25 protein-coding genes are annotated in these 20757 nt (G+C 30.2%); 2 read left to right on the top strand and 23 right to left on the bottom strand.

The window, feature by feature from the left end; all coding sequences use genetic code 11:
- Positions 1–6: 6 nt before the first annotated feature.
- From dksA to AEBR_RS03190, 6 genes are all read right to left on the bottom strand, one after another.
- Complete coding sequence (gene dksA, locus AEBR_RS03215) at positions 7–360, bottom strand: RNA polymerase-binding protein DksA (RefSeq protein WP_128982355.1); 354 nt, start codon at positions 358–360, stop codon at positions 7–9.
- 48 nt (positions 361–408) lie between these two features.
- The gene (locus tag AEBR_RS03210; protein WP_129088045.1) at positions 409–867 is read right to left on the bottom strand and encodes a 23S rRNA (pseudouridine(1915)-N(3))-methyltransferase RlmH; all 459 of its coding nucleotides are present in this window, start codon (positions 865–867) and stop codon (positions 409–411) included.
- A gap of 42 nt (positions 868–909) precedes the next feature.
- On the bottom strand, positions 910–1779 hold the full coding sequence (gene accD, locus AEBR_RS03205) for an acetyl-CoA carboxylase, carboxyltransferase subunit beta (protein ID WP_129088046.1): 870 nt from the start codon (positions 1777–1779) through the stop codon (positions 910–912).
- Between the two features lie 12 nt (positions 1780–1791).
- Positions 1792–3003: a methionine adenosyltransferase gene (gene metK / locus AEBR_RS03200; protein ID WP_128982361.1), complete on the bottom strand. Its 1212-nt coding sequence runs from the start codon at positions 3001–3003 to the stop codon at positions 1792–1794.
- A gap of 90 nt (positions 3004–3093) precedes the next feature.
- Positions 3094–4896, bottom strand: coding sequence for a glutamine--fructose-6-phosphate transaminase (isomerizing) (gene glmS, locus AEBR_RS03195; protein ID WP_129088047.1), 1803 nt, complete (start codon positions 4894–4896; stop codon positions 3094–3096).
- A gap of 60 nt (positions 4897–4956) precedes the next feature.
- Positions 4957–5730 (bottom strand): inositol monophosphatase family protein, encoded by a 774-nt coding sequence (locus AEBR_RS03190; protein WP_129088048.1) that lies wholly within the window; start codon positions 5728–5730, stop codon positions 4957–4959.
- Between the two features lie 80 nt (positions 5731–5810).
- Here AEBR_RS03190 and AEBR_RS03185 point away from each other — a divergent pair, with 80 nt between their 5' ends.
- The gene (locus AEBR_RS03185; RefSeq protein ID WP_129088049.1) at positions 5811–6401 is read left to right on the top strand and encodes a YkgJ family cysteine cluster protein; all 591 of its coding nucleotides are present in this window, start codon (positions 5811–5813) and stop codon (positions 6399–6401) included.
- A gap of 327 nt (positions 6402–6728) precedes the next feature.
- Here AEBR_RS03185 and groL read toward each other — a convergent pair whose 3' ends face one another.
- The 6 genes from groL to AEBR_RS03155 all read right to left on the bottom strand — a co-directional run bounded on the left by groL (position 6729) and on the right by AEBR_RS03155 (position 10682).
- Entirely contained in the window at positions 6729–8360 is a 1632-nt protein-coding gene (gene groL / locus AEBR_RS03180) for a chaperonin GroEL (protein WP_129088050.1), read from the bottom strand.
- Positions 8360–8617 (bottom strand): co-chaperone GroES, encoded by a 258-nt coding sequence (gene groES / locus AEBR_RS03175; protein ID WP_128982372.1) that lies wholly within the window; start codon positions 8615–8617, stop codon positions 8360–8362. Before groES ends, groL begins: the two co-directional genes overlap by 1 nt.
- A 125-nt stretch (positions 8618–8742) precedes the next feature.
- The gene (locus AEBR_RS03170; protein WP_129088051.1) at positions 8743–9606 is read right to left on the bottom strand and encodes a polyprenyl synthetase family protein; all 864 of its coding nucleotides are present in this window, start codon (positions 9604–9606) and stop codon (positions 8743–8745) included.
- Positions 9607–9609: 3 nt separating this feature from the next.
- Positions 9610–9930: a YbaB/EbfC family nucleoid-associated protein gene (locus AEBR_RS03165; protein ID WP_128982376.1), complete on the bottom strand. Its 321-nt coding sequence runs from the start codon at positions 9928–9930 to the stop codon at positions 9610–9612.
- On the bottom strand, positions 9923–10306 hold the full coding sequence (gene panD / locus AEBR_RS03160; RefSeq protein WP_129088052.1) for an aspartate 1-decarboxylase: 384 nt from the start codon (positions 10304–10306) through the stop codon (positions 9923–9925). The genes AEBR_RS03165 and panD overlap by 8 nt, the downstream gene beginning before the upstream one ends.
- Positions 10307–10319: 13 nt before the next feature.
- Positions 10320–10682 carry a (2Fe-2S) ferredoxin domain-containing protein gene (locus AEBR_RS03155; RefSeq protein ID WP_129088053.1) on the bottom strand — a complete coding sequence of 121 codons (363 nt, stop codon included), beginning with the start codon at positions 10680–10682 and terminating at the stop codon, positions 10320–10322.
- A 135-nt stretch (positions 10683–10817) separates the two neighbouring features.
- Between AEBR_RS03155 and AEBR_RS03150 the strand changes: the two genes are divergently transcribed.
- Positions 10818–11348 (top strand): peptidylprolyl isomerase, encoded by a 531-nt coding sequence (locus tag AEBR_RS03150; protein ID WP_129088054.1) that lies wholly within the window; start codon positions 10818–10820, stop codon positions 11346–11348.
- Positions 11349–11362: 14 nt separating this feature from the next.
- Here the strand turns inward: AEBR_RS03150 and AEBR_RS03145 are convergent, their stop codons facing one another.
- From AEBR_RS03145 to AEBR_RS03095, 11 genes are read right to left on the bottom strand one after another with little or no spacing between them, the layout of a single operon-like run.
- A complete protein-coding gene (locus AEBR_RS03145) occupies positions 11363–12742 on the bottom strand; it encodes a response regulator (RefSeq protein WP_129088055.1) in 1380 nt (459 codons plus the stop codon).
- A 3-nt stretch (positions 12743–12745) separates the two neighbouring features.
- Positions 12746–13135 (bottom strand): response regulator, encoded by a 390-nt coding sequence (locus AEBR_RS03140; protein ID WP_128982386.1) that lies wholly within the window; start codon positions 13133–13135, stop codon positions 12746–12748.
- Between the two features lie 10 nt (positions 13136–13145).
- Complete coding sequence (locus AEBR_RS03135; protein ID WP_228712199.1) at positions 13146–13637, bottom strand: chemotaxis protein CheW; 492 nt, start codon at positions 13635–13637, stop codon at positions 13146–13148.
- On the bottom strand, positions 13638–14042 hold the full coding sequence (locus tag AEBR_RS03130) for a PAS domain-containing protein (RefSeq protein WP_129088459.1): 405 nt from the start codon (positions 14040–14042) through the stop codon (positions 13638–13640).
- Positions 14043–14052: 10 nt separating this feature from the next.
- Positions 14053–16230: a methyl-accepting chemotaxis protein gene (locus AEBR_RS03125; RefSeq protein ID WP_172658843.1), complete on the bottom strand. Its 2178-nt coding sequence runs from the start codon at positions 16228–16230 to the stop codon at positions 14053–14055.
- Positions 16231–16284: 54 nt separating this feature from the next.
- Positions 16285–17472 (bottom strand): exodeoxyribonuclease VII large subunit, encoded by a 1188-nt coding sequence (gene xseA / locus AEBR_RS03120; protein ID WP_129087018.1) that lies wholly within the window; start codon positions 17470–17472, stop codon positions 16285–16287.
- A 24-nt stretch (positions 17473–17496) separates the two neighbouring features.
- Positions 17497–18207, bottom strand: a complete 711-nt coding sequence (gene ubiE / locus AEBR_RS03115; RefSeq protein ID WP_129087017.1) for a bifunctional demethylmenaquinone methyltransferase/2-methoxy-6-polyprenyl-1,4-benzoquinol methylase UbiE — start codon at positions 18205–18207, stop codon at positions 17497–17499.
- A gap of 15 nt (positions 18208–18222) precedes the next feature.
- On the bottom strand, positions 18223–18462 hold the full coding sequence (locus AEBR_RS03110; RefSeq protein ID WP_228711979.1) for a hypothetical protein: 240 nt from the start codon (positions 18460–18462) through the stop codon (positions 18223–18225).
- Positions 18463–18467: 5 nt separating this feature from the next.
- Positions 18468–19259: a nucleotide-binding protein gene (locus tag AEBR_RS03105; protein WP_129087016.1), complete on the bottom strand. Its 792-nt coding sequence runs from the start codon at positions 19257–19259 to the stop codon at positions 18468–18470.
- Entirely contained in the window at positions 19256–19921 is a 666-nt protein-coding gene (locus AEBR_RS03100; protein ID WP_129087015.1) for a 3-methyladenine DNA glycosylase, read from the bottom strand. Before AEBR_RS03100 ends, AEBR_RS03105 begins: the two co-directional genes overlap by 4 nt.
- Positions 19908–20717, bottom strand: a complete 810-nt coding sequence (locus AEBR_RS03095) for a TIGR00282 family metallophosphoesterase (RefSeq protein ID WP_129087014.1) — start codon at positions 20715–20717, stop codon at positions 19908–19910. Before AEBR_RS03095 ends, AEBR_RS03100 begins: the two co-directional genes overlap by 14 nt.
- Between the last annotated feature and the right edge of the window lie 40 nt (positions 20718–20757).

Raw genomic sequence — 20757 nt, 5'->3', positions numbered from 1 at the left:
TATATTTTATTGTTCTACTTCATATATCTCTCTGCAAGGTGTACAAAACTTAGCAAATGGCTTTGCTCTAAGTCTTCCTATAGCAATTGACTCATCGCACATTTCACAAATCCCATATGTGCCTTTGTCTATTCTTTTAAGAGCGTCATCAATCTCTTTTAACTCATTCATTTGTTGATTTGCGATAATCCCCTCTTTAAAACTATCACTAGAAACTTCTGCATAATCAAAATCGTCTTTGCATTCAGAATCTTTCAAAGAATCTATACTGTCTCTACTTCCTTGAATGTTTTTAGAAATTTTATCTTTCCTCTCAAGTAAGATATTTTTCAATTCCTCTATTTGTTTACTGTTTGCCATATTTAACCCTATTAAAAAATTTTGCAATTATACAAAAATTTTGATAAATTACTTATGATACGGGTGGTTGTTTTTTATTGCAAGTCCTCTAAAGATCTGTTCCAATAAGACAAGAATGACTATTTTGTGAGCCATTGTCAAGGAACTAAGAGTGAGAGTTTTATCACATTTTTTTAAAAATTCTCTCTCAAATCCATAGGCTCCACCAATAAAAAAATTGATTTCACTTGAGCTTGTAATCAATTTTGAGAACTCAAAACTATCAACTTTATCACCTAAAACATCAAGGGCAATACAAAAACCTTTTAAATATGGTTCAAAAGCTTCACTATAAGATTTTTGTGCCTCTACTTCACTTATTGTCTGGGCTTTTGCTATATTTTTGTTAAAAATTGTATGAACTTCAACTTTTGCAAATTTTGAGCACATTTTAATAAACTCATTAGAGAGTTTATCAAACTCATCTTTGCTTGGTTTAACTATGGTATAGATATTGATTTTTGCCATAATCTACCTAAAAATCAAGGATTTAAAGCCTTGATTTAAAGATTAACTAACATTAGAAGTTTTTGAAAACATTGTTAATAAATCTGATAATGTTTTCTTCATATCATTTCTATTAACAACCATATCAATTGAGCCTTTTTCTAGTAAAAACTCTGCTCTTTGGAAACCTTCAGGAAGATCTGCCCCAATTGTTTGTTTAATAACTCTTTGACCTGCAAAACCAACAAGTGCTCCAGGCTCAGCCATTATAATGTCACCTAAAAAGGCAAAAGAAGCAGATACTCCTCCCATTGTTGGATCTGTTAAAACAGAGATAAATGGAAGGTTAGCTTTATCCATTCTTTTTAGTGCAGCTGATGTTTTTGCCATCTGCATTAAAGAAAAAGTTGACTCTTGCATTCTAGCTCCCCCAGAAGCAGAAATAATTATAAGTCCTTGTTGTTTTTCCATCGCTCTATCAACAGCTCTTACAATTTTTTCACCTTCAACAGAACCTAAACTTCCTCCCATAAATGCAAAATCAAATACAACAATCTGTACAGGAACAGCATTTATAGTACACTCGCCACTTACAACAGCAGAGTTTCTTCCTGTTTTTTTAAAAGCCTCTTCAACTCTCTTTTTATATGATTTTTTGTCTACAAATTTTAATGGATCTATTGGCTTCAAATCAGAATCATATTCAATAAATGAACCAGCATCAGCTAATATTTCTACTCTTCTTTTAGCACCAATTCTCATATGAAAATTACATTTAGGACAGATATTATTTTGATTTTCAACCTCTTTAAAAAACATCAAAGCCGAACACTCTGGACATTTAATCCAGTGTGTTGGTGCATCATTTTTTGTTGGTTGCTCTTTTTTCCCACTATCAAATGTAATTTTACTAAATAAGTTTTTTAAATCCATTATTTCTACCTTCTAAACTAAACTTTTTAATTTCTCAACTTCATCAAGTTTTTCCCAAGGGTAGTCGCTTTGTCCAACTTGTCCCCTAGATGCTACATCAGCATATAAAAATGTATTCTCAGATGGTTTATCTAAACCAAATTTATTTGTTATCCATTTTGGTGTTAAAGGATAGTTAGCCATTACTATTTCAGATAATTTATCATCATCAAATTTAGTAAAAGTACCCATCGTATCAACTGCAACAGAAGTTGGTCTTGCTACACCAATAGCATAAGAGATTTGTACAGTTGCTTTTTTAGCAAGTCCTGCTGCAACAATATTTTTTGCAATCCATCTTGCTGCATAAAGTCCACTTCTATCAACTTTAGTATAATCTTTACTTGATTGTGCTCCCCCACCAATTGGAGAGTATCCACCAAAAGAGTCAACAATAAGTTTTCTACCAGTTAATCCACTATCATGTAAACTTGAGTGATTTACATATCTTCCTGTTGGATTAATATGAATAATAGTTGACTCTTTGTCATACATCTCAGGTGGTAAACCTGTATCATCAATTAAACCTTGAATAAGTTCTCTTACTTCTTCAATTGGCATACCTTCAACAGAAGGTGCACTAACAACAATTGTATGAATCTTTTTAGGTTTACAATTTTCAAAATTCTCTTTTGAACCATAATCAACTGTAACTTGAGTTTTAATATCAACTCCTAGTTTATGATTATGATTTAAAGCATAATTATAAACTTTGTCTGCTAACATTCTTGCATAAGTAATAGCTGCAGGCATTAAATCGGCAGTTTCACAAGAAGCAAAACCAAACATAATACCTTGATCTCCTGCTCCTATTTCACCAGTTGTTTGATCAACTCCTTGAGAGATATCAGGACTTTGTTGGTTTAATAAAACTTGAACTTGTACATCATCTGGATGTAAACACTGCTCTTTTGTAAAAGCTGATTTTCCATCATAACCAATTTTTGCCAAAGCATCTTTTACAATTTTTTCATAATCTGCATTTGATAATTGGCATCTTGATTTAACCTCTCCACCAATTACAACATGTTTTCCAGCTACGAATACTTCCGAAGCAACTCTACTCTCACTATCTTCAATAATTAATCTATCAACGATAGAATCAGCAATAATATCTGCACACTTATCTGGGTGCCCCGGACTTACAACTTCACTTGTAAAAAGGTATTGTTTTTTGTTTTCCATTTTTGTTTTCCTCGTAGGTTTTCCATCTTTGTTTTCCATTAAACATATATCTGCTTTTTATCTTTAAATTAAAAAATAAAAAATTAATATTTATTCAACAGTTACGGACTTAGCCAAATTTCTTGGCATGTCAACATCATTCCCAAGTCGTATTGATATCTCCATAGAGAAAAGTTGCAATACAACTAACATTTCAAAAAACTCCAACATATAATGGTTAGTTTCTTGTATCTTAATAAAATCATCACATAATTCAAACTCTAATGAAGATATAGAACAAATAGTACTATCTCTAGCACTAAGCTCTTCAACATTTGATTTGATTTTGTCATATAATAAATTTTGTGGCATCAAAGCAATTGTAAATAGCTCTGGATCTGCCAATGCAATTGGACCATGTTTCATCTCTCCAGAAGGATAACCTTCCGCGTGAAGATATGAAATTTCTTTTAATTTTAGAGCACCCTCAAGTGCCAATGGGAAAAAGACATCTCGTCCTATAAAGAAAAAACCATGACCATGAAGATATCTTTTAGATAATCTTTTAGTCTTTTCATGAATTCTATCTTCCACAATCAAAGATTTAGGAACCTCTCTTAAAGCTTTTATTTCACTTTGAAGTAATTCACTAGAAATCGAACTGTTAATTTTAGCAAAATAAAGAGCCAACATCCATAAAACTACAGTTTGGGTTGAAAATGCTTTTGTAGAGGCTACACCTTTTTCTATTCCAGCTCTTGTTAAAATAGTAAAATCTGCAACTCTTGTCATTGACGAGTTATCAACATTACATACAACAACAGACTTTAAACCAGCCTTTTTAGCCATTTTAAGTGCTTCAAGAGTATCTGCTGTTTCACCGCTTTGAGAGATAACTATAAAAAGTGTATCTTTTGTTAAAAGTGGTTCTTTATATCTAAATTCACTTGCAATTTCAACATTACACTTAATTTTTGCAAGTCTTTCAAAAAGATAAGAAGAGGTTAAGCCTGCGTGATATGAAGTACCACATGCGCAAATTTTTATCTCATTAATACCATCTAAAAGTTCTGGTGAAATCTCATCAAAATTAATACTATTATCTTGAATTCTTCCTATCATACAATCACTTACAACATCACTTTGCTCATAAATCTCTTTTTCCATAAAAAATCTAAAGCCATCTTTTTGAGCAAACTGTTTTGATGTAGGAAGAGTGTTCCAAGAGTAGTTTTCACTAAAAAACTCAATATCTTGTGCACTTGAAACACCACCAACTCCATCTTCTAAATATACCACTTTTTTAGCAAGCCCAATTAAAGGAGCATCTGAAGAGGCAAACATAACTTCACCCTCTTCATTTCCTTGTGCCACAATTAGGGGACTTCCATTTTTAAAAAAGAAAATTTTTGTTGGATCAGCTTTTGAAATAAGTAGAATAGAGAAAGCACCTTTTAGTCTATTTATTGTATTTTTAAAAGCTTCAACTGTATCATTTAGTCTATTATTAAAATCTTCAAAAAGATGAACTATAACCTCTGTATCAGTTTGAGATAAAAATTTAATACCCTTTGAGATTAGTTCATCTTTTATCTCTTTATAGTTTTCTATAATTCCATTGTGAACAACGTAAGAGTACTCTCCTAAATGTGGGTGTGCGTTAAGTTCTGTTGGTTTTCCATGTGTTGCCCATCTTGTATGTCCAATACCAATTGGATAGGTGTCTAAAGTAGCATTTTCAATCTTATCTACTAGATTTGTAAGTTTTCCAAGAGCTTTAAATACATCTATTTTTTCATCATTTAAAAGAGCCATTCCTGTAGAGTCATAACCTCTATACTCTAACTCTTTTAATCCATCCAATATGAATTTTGTAGTATCTTTCTTACCAATATATCCAACTATACCACACACATTTTAGCCTTTGTTCTCAATTTTTAAAATCACAAATTTTATCTAAAACTTACTAAATAATCACTTCATTAAAACTTCGAGCAATTCCTTATGAATATATCCATTTGAAGCAACAATATATTTGTCCTCAAATAATTTGTACTCGCTATTTTGTAAACTTGTAACTTTACCTCCTGCTTCTTGCAAAATCAATAATCCAGCACTTACATCCCAAGCTTTTAAGTTCATTTCATAATAACCTTCATAGGTTCCTCTGGCAACATAACACAAATCAAGAGCAGCTGAACCTAATCTTCTAATATCTTGACATTTAGGGAGAACCCTTTTGATTTTTTTTATAACATCGTCTAAATCATCTTGATTGGTTCCACTTGTATATGGAAAACCTGTTGCAATAAGTGATTTTTGAAAATCATTTTCCTTTGAAACCTCTATTTTTTCACCATTTAGGAAAGCCCCTTTATTAAGTTTGGCTTCATAAAGTTCATCTAATATAGGATTATAAACAATTCCAATATATGGTTTTTTATTTTTGTAAACTCCAACAGAGATTGCTGTATGTGGTACTTGATTTACAAAATTTGTTGTGCCATCAATTGGATCAATAATAATTGAGTTATTAAATTCAACTTTACTATTATCTGACTCTTCAGCTATTAAATTAAAAGCTTTAAACTCTTTAGCAAACTCTTGCTTTAAAAAGTTTTCAACTGCAACATCATATTTAGTAACTAAATCTTTTTTTGCTTTAAAATTTACATCTTTTTGTGAAGAATAGCCTTCATAAACTATTTTTCCAGCCTCTTTTATTATTTCAATTAATCTATCTTTCATAAGTTTCCAATCAATTCATTTTTTAGAATTTTAACTAAATTAAGTTATACTCCGATTAATTTTAAAGGAGATAATACTTAGTGTTTATAGCAGTCAAAAAACAGACATTCTATTTTGGAGATTGTAAAAATTGTGAAGCTAAGTGTTGTAGTGGGAAAGATGGTATTGTATTTTCTCAAATTCTTTTAGAAGATTTTGAAAAAGTATATAAAAACTTTCCAATAGTTTTTATTTTTGGAAATTTAGGATATATAAAACCTGTAATACTTTTAACTAATGGGAAAGATTATTGTCCATATTTAAAAGATTTTAAATGTACCATTTATGAGAACAGACCACCAGTATGCAGAAACTACCCTTTAAGTGGAAATTTGGATAATAAAATCTACATTGATATTAATTGCCCAGAAGTTAATACAAACTATAGTAAAGAAAAAAAACTTATTGTTAGAAATGAAAAGTTAACTCCTGTATTTTATAATGACTTATATTTCACTTATCAAGATAGATATATTCAAACACATGAAGAGTTTGAAAAACTAAATAAAAATAATTTTCAAGAAATGATTACAATAAACAATATAAAGTTTTTTAAATATATTGGGGCTATAAATAATAACTTTTTAGAGTATCATAAATTATCTTTAAAAAATTTTGATAATTTTTTATAAATAAACTCCATATTTTATTTACATTTAATTTAAAAAGGGTGTATAATTACATTATCTTAAAACAATATGGAGGTGTCAATGATAATAAATTCACTTTTTGGTATTGTTAAATTTTAATAAAGATATATTAATAAATTTACTTACAAGTAGGTTTGTAAATATAGGTTTTATTTACAAATATAATAAAAAAGGGAAGAGGTTTGAAATCTCTTCCCTTTTTTTGTGGCTTGAAATATGCTATTTTCCGCCCTACGTGGTGCTTTTGCACATCACCCTAGTCTGCGTCGGGTAAAATCGTGAAGCAGTTCACGATTTTTTAACCCCAACTTACATCATACCTGGCATTCCCATTCCACCCATATCAGGCATTGCAGGAGTTGGTTTATCCTCTTTTACATCTGTTACTGTTGCTTCAGTTGTTAAAAGAAGAGATGCAACTGATACTGCATTTTGCATTGCAACTCTTTCAACTTTTGCAGGGTCAACAATTCCTGCTTCAAACATATCAACATATTGACCTGTTGCAGCATCAAAACCAAAGTTATCATTATCAGATTTTTCTACTTCATTTACTACAACACCTGCATCAAATCCAGCATTTATAGCAATTTGTTTCATAGGCGCTTTAATAGCTCTTAATACAATATGTGCACCAATCTCTTCATCACCTTCTAAATCTAATTTAACTTTAGATGCAGCTCTAATTAGTGCAGCACCTCCACCAATTACAATACCCTCTTCAACAGCAGCTCTTGTTGCAGATAATGCATCATCAACTCTATCTTTTTTCTCTTTCATTTCAGTCTCTGTTGCAGCTCCAACTTTAATAACAGCAACACCACCAGAAAGTTTTGCAAGTCTCTCTTGAAGTTTCTCTCTATCATAATCACTTGTAGTATTTGCAATCTCTGCTTTAATTTGATTTACTCTTCCTGCTACTGCTTCAGATGTACCACTTCCATCAACGATAGTTGTATTATCTTTATCAATAACAATTTTAGATGCAGTTCCTAAAACTTCAGTTCCACAAGACTCAAGTTTCATTCCCATCTCTTCAGATACAACTGTACCATTTGTTAATACTGCAATATCTTGTAACATTGCTTTTCTTCTATCCCCAAATCCAGGAGCTTTAACAGCCGCAATATTTAATGAACCTCTTAATCTATTTACAACTAAAGTTGCAAGTGCTTCACCATCTACATCCTCAGCAACAATTAATAAAGGTCTTCCAGATTGATTTACAGCTTCTAAAATTGGTAACATCTCTTTTAAGTTAGAGATTTTTTTCTCATAAAGTAAAATAAATGGATTATCAAGCTCTGCAATCATTTTTTCAGAGTTTGTTACAAAGTATGGTGATAGGTAACCTCTATCAAACTGCATACCTTCAACAACTTCTAATTCATCAGAAATACCTTTTGCTTCCTCAACAGTAATTACACCATCTTTTCCTACTTTATCCATAGCTTCAGCAATCATAGAACCAATTGCACTATCTGCATTTGCAGAGATTGTAGCAACTTGTTCAATCTCTTTTTTCTCTGCAACAACTTTTGATAATGTTTTTAAATTAGCTAAAATTGCTTCGCAAGCTTTATCCATACCTCTTTTAAGACTAATTGGATTTGCTCCAGCAGTTACATTTCTTAGACCCTCTTTATAAATTGAGTGAGCAAGTACTGTTGCAGTTGTAGTACCATCTCCTGCTTGATCAGCAGTTTTTGAAGCAACCTCTTTTACAAGTTGCGCTCCCATATTTTCTAAAGTATCTGCAAGTTCAATCTCTCTTGCAACAGAAACACCATCTTTTGTAATAGTTGGTGCACCAAAAGATTTTTGAAGAAGTACATTTCTTCCTCTAGGACCCATTGTAACTTTTACAGCATCAGCTAACTTTTCAACACCTGCGTATAATTTATTTCTTGCACTATCACTAAATTTAATCTCTTTTGCCATTACATAACTCCTATAATATTTTCAATATCAAGCACTAAATAATCTTCACCATCTAATGTAAACTCAGTCCCTCTGTATTGTTCAAATACAATTGTATCACCCTCTTTAAGTTCTTTTACTTCAGAACCAACTGCCTTAACAACAGCTGTGTTAGGTTTCTCTTTTGCTGAATCAACTAAGATGATTCCACTTGCAGTTTTTTGTTCAACTTCAGTTCTTTTTACAAGAACTCTTTTACCTAATGGTTTAAAATTCATTATATTTCTCCTATAAATTTTTATATTTTATTTTTTAGCACTCAAAATTTCTGAGTGCCAAATTATAAAAAATTTTTGATTAATTGTCAAGTAGTATGAGTACATTTGACTAAAGTTTTCTAAAATTAATTCTTGTGTCTATAAATATATTTCAAAAGAAGGTCATTTAAAGAGTCTTTTAATGTTAAATCAAAGCTATTTAGTTCATCTTCACACTTTTTTGCTAAGGTATTTGCACTATTAATTGCCCCATCTAAGCCTAAAAGATTTACAAAAGAGTTTTTTGCCCCATCGTGTTGGGTAGTTTTTCCTGCTTGCTCTTCACTTTGTGTCTCATCAATAATATCATCTTGAATTTGAAACAGAAGTCCTATATCAATTCCAAAATTATACAATCTATTTTGTGTATCCAAATCATATTGGGCAACAATTGCACCCATTTTAAGACTTGCTGCAATTAGTTTTGCTGTTTTGTGAATATGTAAAAACTCCAATTGATTTAGTTCAAGCTTTTGGTTTTCAAAATAACAATCAATTGCTTGCCCTATAATCATTCCATCAATTCCGCCATTACTTCCCAAAGCTTTGATTAACTCTACTTTAATATCATTGTGAAGTGGTGCATTTGCTATTTGATTAAAAGCCTCACTATTAAGAGCATCTCCAACTAAAATTGCTGTTACTTCATCATATTTTTTATGTAAAGTTTTAAACCCTCTTCTTAAATCTGCATTATCCATTGCTGGTAAATCATCATGGATTAAAGAGTAAGTATGAAGCATCTCTAAACCTAAAGCGACAGGAAAAGCATTTTCGATAAGCAGAGGTTTTTTTGATTTAACAACAGATAGTAAAAGCATAGGTCTAAATCTTTTACCTCCAGCTTTTAACATATCTCCTAAAGCTTCTTCAAAATATGGATGAAATGATTTTGATAATGGAAGATTATCAAGAAGATAATCTTCAAAACTTTTTAAAAGTTCTTTCATATTCTACTTTTGACCAAAAGAGTTAAAGCCATTAAACATACTCATGGCCATCATTTTTTTATTGTCATCAGATTGTTTAATCACATCATTAAGTGCAGATATTAAAAGAATTTGTAGAGAGTCTTTATCTTCTAAAAGTGAATCATCAATTTTTAAATCAATTACTTCTGAGTTTCCATTAATAGAGATTTCAACCATTCCTCCACCAGCTTTTGCAGTGAAGATTTTTGAGGCATTTTCCTCTTTGGCTTTATCAGCCATACCTTGAACTTGCCCCATAATTTCGTTTAGATTAATCTTACTTAAATCAATACCATCAAACATGATCACTTCCCACAAGTTCATTTGTTACTGATACGATATCATTCTTTTCATCTACAATAACAACAGTAGGAGAGTAATTTTTTAATTCTTCTTCATTATATGAAGCATAAGAGATAACAATAATTTTATCCCCTATTTCAACTTTTCTAGCAGCTGCGCCATTTAGGCACATATCTCTTTCCCCTGCTTTGCCTTTTATTACATAAGTTGCAAATCTCTCACCGTTATTTATATTTACTATTTCTACTTTTTGTCCAACTCTTAATTTTGAAGCGTTCATCAACTCTTCATCAATTGTAATTGAACCAACATAGTTTAGATTTGCGTCAGTTACAGTTGCTCTATGAATTTTACTATAAAGCATATCAAATGTCATTAGATTTGTCCCTCTATTGAGCTAAATTTATAGGTTCTCCCCAAAATTGTTCTGGAATCAAATATTCTAAAACAGGATTACCACCTACTATATGTTCGTCCACAATTCTATCAATTTTTTCCTTAGATAATTGACAGTACATATGATGTCCAGGTTCAACTAACATAACTGGTCCCATTTGACATCTACCTAAACATGATGTCCTAATTGGTTGAACTGGCCCCATAAGACCTTTTTGCATCATTGATGTTGCTAAATGATTAAATAAGTCTCTACTATACTCCGTAACACATGAAGGTTTTGGCATTCCAGGAGGTGCACTTTGTTCACATTTAAAGATATAAAAAGTTGGTTGTGGAATTGCTGGCATATCCATATCTATTTCCTCTAAGATAATTTTTAAGGCAATTTTAACAAATCTTTTTTAAACTCATCTAAAAAAGATATTTTAATAAGATTTTAAAATCTTACGTTATATACTAAACCCCAAATTCATTTAAAAAGGCTACTTATGAGAAAAATTATTTTTATTTTTTTCACATTTGCGTTATTTCTAAACGCGGCAAATCCTATTGCAATATTTAAGACCACTCAAGGTGATATGACAATAGAGTTAAGACCAGACATTGCTCCAAAAGCAGTTGAAAACTTTGTAACTCATGCTAAAAATGGTTATTATAATGGTCAAATTTTCCACAGAGTAATTAAAAACTTTATGATTCAAGGTGGAGATCCAACAGGTACAGGAAGAGGTGGAGAATCAATTTGGGGGAAACCTTTTAAAGACGAATTTTCTGAAAATGTAGTATTTAGTAAACCAGGTATTTTAGCTATGGCAAATGCAGGAAGAGATACAAATGGAAGTCAATTTTTTATTACAACAGTTCCTACACCTTGGTTAAATGGAAGACATACAATTTTTGGATATTTAATAGATGGTATACAAACACTTAAAGCTATTGAAAACACTCCAACTTCAGGTCAATATAGAGGGGATAAACCTTTAACAGACCAAAAAATCATCTCAATAACTATCAAATAGATATTTGAAAGGGATTATTTCCCTCCAAATATCTTATTCATTAAAGTTTTATCTCCATAACTAAGAATTTCACGCTCAAGTTTTTCTACTTTTTTCGATTCATTTTTAGCTTTCTCTTTCCAATAAGCTAATTTTTGAGATACAGATTCCACAGTTCCTAAAACTTCAACTTTATCTTTTAAAGAGCTTATCTCTTTATCTAAATCATCAATTTTAACTTCATAATTTACTTTTTGTTGTTTTAACTCTTTTCCATGCTCTTCTTGGATGCTCTCTAATTTTAGCTCCAATTTTTTTATCTCAATTTTTAAATCAGTGTTATCTTTTGTAAGTAGCATAAGTTTTTTGCCAATTTCAGGTGATGCAGCACTCATATTTTTTGCTTGTTCAAGTTCACTTTTTATTCTTCTATTTTCTAAACTATATTTTTCAAGGGTATAAATGTAATTATCTTTTTGGTGTTTCTCTTTTTCCAACTCTTGAGAAAGAGACTCTATTTCATAATTTAATTTATTTATTTTTTGATGAAGTTCAGAGACACTCTCTTTACTCTTTTTAAATATTTCACTTTTATCTTTTATCAAAGAGGATTGAATATCTCTTCTTTTTATTGCTTTATCAGTTACATCTTTTTGAATAATCAATGCACCAATAACTTCTGCATCATCATCCAAAAGAGATACTGCTGTTGTATCAGCATAATAGTATGACCCATCTCTTTTTATATTTTTTAGCTCACCATTCCAGGTTTTATTATGGTAAACACAATCATACATTTTTTTATATATTGAAATATCATTTTCATTATATTTTATTGTACTTAGTTCTTGTCCAACAAGTTCACTATTTTCAAATCCAGTAATTTCACAAAAGGTATCATTAACAGAAGAGATAATCATCTTTTTGTCTGTACGAATAACCATATTGTTACTATAAATAATCTCTTTATATTTTTTTAGTTCTTTATTTTGTTGATTAATTAAAAAATCGTGGTAGATATTTCTAGCAATTGAGTCTAATGCAATCATTAACTCTTTTATATCTAAAGGTTTTATTATATATTCAGAGACTTTTAGTTTGATTGCCTCAGATAAAAATTCGTTATCTGAATAGGCAGTTGCAAATATTGCAGGAATATCCTTATCAAACTTTCTAATCTCTTTTAGCATCTCTATCCCTGTTAAAACAGGCATATTAATATCGGCAATTATAATATCAATATTATCTTGCTTCTCTTTGTATAAAGTAAGCCCTTCATTGCCATCTTTTGCAGTATAGATTTTATCAAAGAAATTGGAAAGAAGCGCTGCAAGATCTGCTCTTACAGTGTCATCATCCTCCACATATAAAACTCTTAGTCTTTTTAAAAGTTTTTTATCTATACTTATTGCCATAGGTTATTTAATTTCCATTTCTGTAATCAAATCTATAAATTTAATAAAATCAAATGGTTTTAATAAATAGTGATCAACACCTAACTCTTTTGCCTTATTTATATAATCAGACTCAGTATGTGCAGACATAATAATAATTGGTTTATTATAACCCTTTTTTCTCAACTCTTGAATCATTGTTAAACCATTCATTATTGGCATATTAATATCAGTAATAATAATATCAATATCACTATTTTCTTCGATAATATCTAAAGCCTCTTGACCATTTTTTGCTGATAAAAAATTTACATCAAGTTTTCTTAATGTATCTGTTATAATCTCTACAAGATCAACTTCATCTTCAACAAACAATAGTTTAAGTTTTTTTAATTTTTCAATTTTATGATGCATAGAATTTATCTTAACCTTTTAGTTCATCTTTATTTACAACAGACTCAATATCCATAACTACTAACATTTGGTTGTTTGCTAATCTTACAAAACCTTTTAAGTATTTTGATGGGATAGCTGACCCCATATCTGAAACTGGAGCTAGTGTTGATACATCAATTCTTTGTACATCATCAACTTTGTCTACAACAATTCCTATCATTCTGCTATCTTCAGTTATAACTGCAATAACAGCTGTACTCTCATTATAAACAACTTGTCCTGTTTTAAATCTAACTCTTATATCTAAAATAGGCACAACTTCACCTCTTAAATTGATTAAACCTTTAACCCATTTAGAAGTATTAGGCAATACTGTAATATTGTCCGGATAAGTTAATATCTCTCTAATTTTTGGCAACTCAATTGCATACTTCATTTTTCCAAGTTCAAATGTCATGAACTCGCTTGTATTCGCATAGTTAACTACTTCGTTACTTTCGTTTGTTATATTTGTTCCCATCTATTTTCCCTCTTCTTTATTCCATAGTTTGTAAACTTCCTGAATAGAAGTAATTTCTTCTTTAGAAGGTTTTCTTCTACAAGAAAGATAACCTTTAGAACCATCACAACTTTCAAACGGATATATTGTGGCAAAAACCCAATAATATCCTCCTGATTTAGTAGCATTTTTTACATATCCTGTCCAAACCTCTCCTTTTTGTATTGTATCCCACAAAGATTTAAATGCCTTCTTTGGCATATCTTTATGTCTTACTTTACTATGTGGTTGTCCTATCAATTCATCCAAGCTAAACTCTGCTATTTTACAAAAATCATCATTTGCAAATCTTATTATACCTTTTTCATCTGTCTCACTAACTAAGAATGCGTACTCATCTAAAACTGTCTCTTGTCCTACTGCCATACTTTACTCCTTAGTTAAATTTCTTACTTTTAGCATCATTTACTAACTCTTGAGCTATTGTTGCAACTTCATTTGCAATTTTTTTCACTTGATTCGCTTCATTTGCATTCTCTTGTGTTACTCTATCTAACATTGTTACGGCATGATTTATTTGTTCTATACCACTCATCTGTTCTTTTGATGCCGTACTTACATCTTCTATTATATGTATTGTTTCACTTATATGGGTATTTAACTCTTTATATCCATCTTTCATTTTATCAGAGATTATTTTACCATCATTAGCTTTTTGATTTGCATCTTCTACCAAGGCTTTTATCTCTTTTGCTGCTTGGGCACTTCTACTTGCAAGGTTTCTTACTTCTTGAGCTACAACTGCAAATCCTTTACCTGCTTCACCTGCCGTTGCTGCTTCTACTGCTGCATTTAAAGAAAGGATATTAGTTTGGAAGGCTATTTGATCAATAACATTAATAGCTTCATTAATAGCTGTTACTTTCTCATTTATCTCATCCATTGAGAGGGCTGTTTTAGAAGCCAAATCTTCACCTATTGTAACAGAGCTTCTTACTGTTTTACCTAGGTTTGCCATTTTTGATGCGTTTTCTGCGTTACTTCTTGTTATTGAGGTTATCTCTTCTACTGCTGCTGCTGTCTCTTCTAGGCTTGCTGCTTGATCATTCGCTTTTTTTGCCAAGTTTTCCATTGAGCTTGTCATTATATTAGAATTTTCCTCTAACACTTGTCCATTCTCTAGGTTTGTTCGGGCATTGTTACTTAGAGCATCTCCTAGTTTATTAACACTTTGCATAACCTCTAAGAGGTTCTCTTTTAGGTTTTGTGAAATTTTTACTTTATCTTTAAAATCATCATTTGCATAATGTCCAAGTGTTCTAACAAGTTCTCTCATATTATTTTCAGTAACATCAAGCATTTTATTAATTGTAGTTTTCATTGTCATAATCATAGGATTATCAGAATTTCCACGAATTCTACATTTATAAATACCTTGTTCAACTTTGTCCATTGTTAAAACAATTTCACCAATTACTTTCATATCCTCTTTATTTTTTTTATCAAAAACATCAGCTGCCTCATTTAACATAATTAACATCTGACCAATCTCGTCATTTGTATAAACTGCTGGTTTATGAAATGTATTTATTTTAAATGATACAAATTTTAAAAAATAAGCAAAATTATCTCTAAATTTTTTAATACCATTTGTTACAATTTTTTTGAATAAATACATCGTAATAAAAGTAAATACAATAGTTAATATAACCATTATTCCTAACATTATAAATATTATCTGAGATGAATCATCAAGTAATTCATTAAATTTCTTTATATCTTCACCTATTACATAAATCCCAACAACTCTGCCTTTTATATCTTTAATAGGAAAGCTTGTATAGAAATATTTTTTACCGCTAAAATATCCATCTTTGTTTAGTTTGTTGATATCTATTGTTGAAAGCTCATTAGCAAAATCTTTATTAGCCTCTTTTTGAGAGATAAAATAGTTACTTACTTGATCCTCTTTTGATAAAGCATTACCTCTTTTGAATTTTTCATCCATCAAAACCAAAAGGTATTCATTATCTTTTTTAAAATCTGCAACTATTGAATTAAAGCCTTGAATATACTCTATAGAACCCAAATACTCTTTTTCTAAATTAAAAATTGGAGCCAAACCTCTTAAAACAAGTCCTGCTCTTCCAACTTCAATTGCAGTTAAAGGTTTTTGTGTACTTTTAACTTCAACTATTGTTTCACGAAAAGAGCTTAAATCATCACCATATTTATCAGGTGCCCAAGCTCTAAGAAAAGATTTAATATTTTTATCATGAATATGTATTTTTACATTTTTTAATGATGTTCCATTTTTCATAGCACCATCTATTCCGTTTAAAGATAGTTTAGCGCTGTCCCTATCGTTGTTTTCTAAAGCTAAAATAATATCAGTATTTAAAGAGAGCGTAATTGCATTAGAAAGAGCAATATCCATTTTTGCTTTAATTCTCTCGTTGATTAAAAGTTGAAAATGATTTTTTGCATTGAGTTCAACATTTTTTTTAATATTTGAAAGCATAAAATAAGATACAAGTGCAGCTAATCCAATAATTAAAGCTCCTGCAAGTATAAGTTTAGCTCTAATTTTATTGGCTATTGATTCAGAATTCATACAGTACCTTTTTCCCAATTATTCGTTAATTTTATCTTTTATAAACTTAAATTACTATTGTTTTTTTATGTTTGTTACCCTACAGGAAACTAATGTTTTAGAGCTTTGTAGAGTAATTATGTCATCAATTTTCAACTCTTCTAATTTTGTTATTTTATTATCCATTGTAACTTGAGCATAGCCCTCTAAATTTTTTTTATCGGGATGATTGGATTTGTATGTTTCTTGTAAAACATTAAGAGAGTTTTGTTTCATTTGTAAAACATTTTTAATATAGATTTGAAAATTCTTTTTTAAAAGAGATATCTCTTCTTGAATATAGTTAAACTTTGACTTTAAAGAGTTTTGTTCAAAAAGCTTTGTTATATTCTCCAATTGAGTTTGCTTTTGTAAAAGTTGATTTTTTAATCTATTTTGAAAATCATTTGATAAAGTATCTATATAGATTCTATGTTCATTTATATCAGGCAGTGCTATCTCCATTGCATTTGATGGAGTTGCGGCTCTAATATCAGCTACAAAATCTGAGATTAAAAAATCTATTTCATGTCCAACAGCTGAAATAATTGGTTTTTGACACTCATAAATAGCAGTTGCAACTATCTCTTCATTAAAAGACCATAAGTCTTCAACACTTCCTCCACCTCGTCCCACAACAATTAAATCCACATCTAAAGTTTGAGCAAATTTAATAGAAGAGACAATATCAAATTTTGCTTCATCACCTTGAACTAAAGTAGGAATTAACACAAGTTCAATAAGAGGCCATCTATGACTTGCAACTTTTTTCATATCTTCAATGGCTGCGCCTGTTGGTGAAGTTACAAGTGCAATTTTTTTAGGATATTTAGGCAAAGTTTTTTTAATTTCTGGATTGAAATAACCTTTTGCATGAAGTTTTGCCTTTAGCTGCTCATAAGCCAAAGCTAAAGCCCCCTGCCCTGAAGGTTCAATTTTATTACATAAAAGTTGGTAACTGCCCCTTGGAGTATAAACTGTTATGGTTCCTGTAATTACAACTTTTAGTCCAACTTCCAGCTGAAACTTCAGATATTTTGTATTACCTTTAAACATAACACATGAAATTGTAGAGTTTTCATCTTTTATTGAAAAGTAAATATGCCCTGAGTTGTGGTAAGTTAAATTTGAGATCTCTCCTTCCACATACACATTTATAAAAGTTGTTTCAAGAAGGGATTTAATTTGAGTATTTAACGTTGAAACTGAGATTGGTGAATTCAATTTTCTAACCTTGAAGCTAGAAAATTATAGTTTTCTAGCAATTATCAAAGTTGAAATTTTCATAGAAAAATCTTTTGTATAGATTGGTTCAAGTCCCGCTTGTTTTAACTCTTTACAAAGGTTTTCTGTTGTTAAAAATTCATCAATTGAATTTGGTAAATAAATATATGCATCTTTATTTTTTGAGATGAGTCCACCTAATGTTGGTAAAATTTTATTCATATAAAAATCTGTTAAATGATCAAGAAGTGAAGATTTCTCTTTTTTTGTAAATTCAGAAATTACAACTAATCCACCTTTTTTTAGAACCCTTGAAAACTCATCAAAAGCCTCTTGCCTTTGTACAACATTTCTAATCCCATAAGAGATTGAGATAATATCTGCACTATTGTTATCCAGAGGCATTTGTGCTGCACCAGCTTCAATAAACTCAACTTCTGGAAGTTTCTTTTTAGCTACATCCATCATCCCAACACTTGGATCTACTCCAATAATATTTTTTAAATTTATTCCATTCTCTTTTGCAATTTTTTTCCAAAACTCTATCATATCACCTGTTCCACAAGCAACATCAACTATCTTTTCTATATCTTCTTTATTATAAAGTTCAAAAGCTTTATTACAAGCTTTATTTCTCCAAGATTTATCAATTCCTAGACTTAAAACTCTATTAGCTATATCATATGTTCCTGCTATCTCATTAAACATTGACACAATTTTTTCTTGTTTACCCATTCATTTTCCTACATTTTATAATAAATATTTGCCAACTAAAAGACCAGCTATAAAACCAATATTTAACATGATTATTAAAAAAAGAACTGAAATCTTTTTGTCTTTTTCTGGCAGTTGTTTTAATACTTTTTTTTGCTCTATTAATGAATCATCTAAAGAGCGTCTTGCATAGTCAATACTATCAAAAGAGTTTCTTAGACTAAGTTCTGCTAATTCAAGCCTTTCAACAATCTCTTTGGCTTGTTTAAATGTCATATCACTCATTTTTTAATATCTAACCACTTATCTAAATCATAAAAAATTTTATTTAAAGTATCCAAAACATAATCTTTTGCTTCTGTTTGAATTCTTCTAAAAAAGAGATATTTTCTAGCACTCTCAATGTCACCTAACTCTTTTGCTCTCATTGCTTTTGCTGCAAAGTCAGTATTATTATAAGCCATTTCCCAAACTGTACTTCCTAAATATCTGCTCATTGTAATAACTTTATCATTTTTTACAGGGAAGTATTTTGGTTCTTTTATAAAATCACAAATTACAGAGTTACTCTCTAAATATTTGTGTCCAAAAAAGTTAATAAACTGCTCTTCAATATACTCTTGATCCATTGAAATTGCTCTATTTAAAGCAAATAAAACATTATTGTCAAGATTGTTTTCAATTTTCTTAATTTTCTTTAGCGTTGCAATGGCATTTTTACCATCTAATTCACCATCACCTAAAGGAATAATCCATTTTACATTACCAAAAGAGCCAACTTTTTTAATCTCTTCAAGAACCAATGAAGAGGTTTTATTTCCACCAACATCAACAATAATTTCATGGTTATCGTCCATCAAAATAAGTTCATCTAGTTCTATTAGTTTATTTGTGCCTAACATTCTTTTGTCAACAATTTCAGTTCTTGTAAAAGATTTACTATCATTGTTCTCGTCATCAATTTCAATATATGTTACTTTTTTGCCATGTTTTTTATATAGATATGGCGCAATAACTTGCATAGCAACAGTGGATTTACCTACACCACCTTTAGTTTGTGGAATAATAATCATTCTTTTACCCTTGCTTTTAATCTATTACTTTTCATAAACTCAACAATCTTTCCATGAAATCTGCAATATAGTTTATTTAAAGATATTTCGTAACCGTAAAGTTCAAATATTTTATCTAAATTTTCATTAATTCCATATTCACACCAAGCTTGTAAATCCTCATAGGTTTCAAATTCAAAACCCATATATGAGACTAATTTTTGGGTATATTTATCCACTACCATAAACTCTTGATGACAGGCATAACAAAGTATTGCATCTGCTGTTTCAAAGCCTATTCCTTTTTGCTCTAAAAGCCACTCTCTATTTACACTTTGGCAAAAATTATCAAAAGAGCCAAACTCTTCTAAAATATTTTTTGCTAAAAGTTTTAATCTTTGAGATTTTTGATTTTTAAAACCACTTGGGGCAATAGCCTCAACTAAAACTGTGCTATTTACTTCAATAATAGCTTCGAAATTAAGTATGTTTAATTTTTTTAGATTTTCTAGAGATTTTTCTACATTTGTCCATTTGGTATTTTGAGTTAAAATAGCACCTATTAAAATTTCAAAATCACTACTGCTAGGCCACCAATAAGAAGGCTCTTCTTTCAAAAGATTTTGTTTTTTTAGAAACTCTAATAGCTCATAACTATTGCTTATCTCATTAGATAATTGCATCTGTTTTTATTATCTCATCTTTATTGCAATATTTTTTTAGTTTAAAGGCATTGCTTGCTTTTCCATTTTCTATATCTACAACCATCATTTGAAAAACTGCTTTACAACTGTTTGGAACTTCAAAATGTCCACCTATTCCTGTGGTTGCTTTTTGAATTGGAATTCTCTCATCCATTCCAATTACATTATCTCTACATCCTGTAAGCCCAATATCTGTTAAATAGGCTGTACCTTCACAAACTTCCAAATCATCTGTTCCAACATGGGTATGAGTTCCACAAATAGCACTTACTTCACCCTTTAACATCATAAAAATTACTCTTTTTTCACTTGTAGCTTCACCGTGAAAATCTATAAAAATATTTTTTACATTTTTCTCTTTTAGTTCATCAAGCAATTTTCTAGCTACATTAAAAGGATTTTCAACAATAGGCATACCAAACTGTCCCATAAGGTTTATAACAGCAAGTTTTTCATTATTTACATCAAAGAGTTTGCAACCAGAACCAACTAATCCTTCTGGATAATTGTGAGGTCTTAGGATATTGTTATTCTCTAAAAGTGCAAACATATCACTTTTTTTATCAAAAGAGTGATTCCCACCAGTTATTGCATCAATACCCATTTTTAAAAGTTCATTACAGTTTTTAACAGTAAGTCCAAAACCATGACTAGCATTCTCTGCGTTTGCTATTACAAAATCAATATTGTAATTTTTTCGGATTTTTTCAAGATTCTCTTTAATGATTTTTCTACCTGGACGTCCAACAATATCGCCTATAAATGCTATTCTCAAAGTTACCCTTATCTTTCTAAATTATGCAATTGTATCTAGT

The organism is Halarcobacter ebronensis (genome assembly GCF_013201825.1).
GTDB lineage: Bacteria > Campylobacterota > Campylobacteria > Campylobacterales > Arcobacteraceae > Halarcobacter > Halarcobacter ebronensis.
The sequence above is the reverse complement of the archived record's forward strand: the minus strand, read 5'-3'. Positions and strand labels throughout refer to the sequence as shown.

Bases quoted from the DNA above. Each gene is read 5' to 3' on its own strand.
- metK (WP_128982361.1), bottom strand. From the start codon at position 3,003: ATGGAAAACAAAAAACAATACCTTTTTACAAGTGAAGTTGTAAGTCCG.
- AEBR_RS03125 (WP_172658843.1), bottom strand. From the start codon at position 16,230: ATGAATTCTGAATCAATAGCCAATAAAATTAGAGCTAAACTTATACTT.
- AEBR_RS03110 (WP_228711979.1), bottom strand. From the start codon at position 18,462: ATGACATTTAAACAAGCCAAAGAGATTGTTGAAAGGCTTGAATTAGCA.
- AEBR_RS03190 (WP_129088048.1), bottom strand. From the start codon at position 5,730: ATGAAAGATAGATTAATTGAAATAATAAAAGAGGCTGGAAAAATAGTT.
- AEBR_RS03155 (WP_129088053.1), bottom strand. From the start codon at position 10,682: ATGGATATGCCAGCAATTCCACAACCAACTTTTTATATCTTTAAATGT.
- AEBR_RS03105 (WP_129087016.1), bottom strand. From the start codon at position 19,259: ATGATTATTATTCCACAAACTAAAGGTGGTGTAGGTAAATCCACTGTT.
- groES (WP_128982372.1), bottom strand. From the start codon at position 8,617: ATGAATTTTAAACCATTAGGTAAAAGAGTTCTTGTAAAAAGAACTGAA.
- ubiE (WP_129087017.1), bottom strand. From the start codon at position 18,207: ATGGGTAAACAAGAAAAAATTGTGTCAATGTTTAATGAGATAGCAGGA.
- accD (WP_129088046.1), bottom strand. From the start codon at position 1,779: ATGGATTTAAAAAACTTATTTAGTAAAATTACATTTGATAGTGGGAAA.
- AEBR_RS03165 (WP_128982376.1), bottom strand. From the start codon at position 9,930: ATGTTTGATGGTATTGATTTAAGTAAGATTAATCTAAACGAAATTATG.
- AEBR_RS03135 (WP_228712199.1), bottom strand. From the start codon at position 13,637: ATGGGAACAAATATAACAAACGAAAGTAACGAAGTAGTTAACTATGCG.
- AEBR_RS03170 (WP_129088051.1), bottom strand. From the start codon at position 9,606: ATGAAAGAACTTTTAAAAAGTTTTGAAGATTATCTTCTTGATAATCTT.
- panD (WP_129088052.1), bottom strand. From the start codon at position 10,306: ATGACATTTGATATGCTTTATAGTAAAATTCATAGAGCAACTGTAACT.
- AEBR_RS03130 (WP_129088459.1), bottom strand. From the start codon at position 14,042: ATGGCAGTAGGACAAGAGACAGTTTTAGATGAGTACGCATTCTTAGTT.
- AEBR_RS03100 (WP_129087015.1), bottom strand. From the start codon at position 19,921: ATGCAATTATCTAATGAGATAAGCAATAGTTATGAGCTATTAGAGTTT.
- AEBR_RS03210 (WP_129088045.1), bottom strand. From the start codon at position 867: ATGGCAAAAATCAATATCTATACCATAGTTAAACCAAGCAAAGATGAG.
- groL (WP_129088050.1), bottom strand. From the start codon at position 8,360: ATGGCAAAAGAGATTAAATTTAGTGATAGTGCAAGAAATAAATTATAC.
- dksA (WP_128982355.1), bottom strand. From the start codon at position 360: ATGGCAAACAGTAAACAAATAGAGGAATTGAAAAATATCTTACTTGAG.
- AEBR_RS03150 (WP_129088054.1), top strand. From the start codon at position 10,818: ATGAGAAAAATTATTTTTATTTTTTTCACATTTGCGTTATTTCTAAAC.
- AEBR_RS03140 (WP_128982386.1), bottom strand. From the start codon at position 13,135: ATGCATCATAAAATTGAAAAATTAAAAAAACTTAAACTATTGTTTGTT.
- AEBR_RS03145 (WP_129088055.1), bottom strand. From the start codon at position 12,742: ATGGCAATAAGTATAGATAAAAAACTTTTAAAAAGACTAAGAGTTTTA.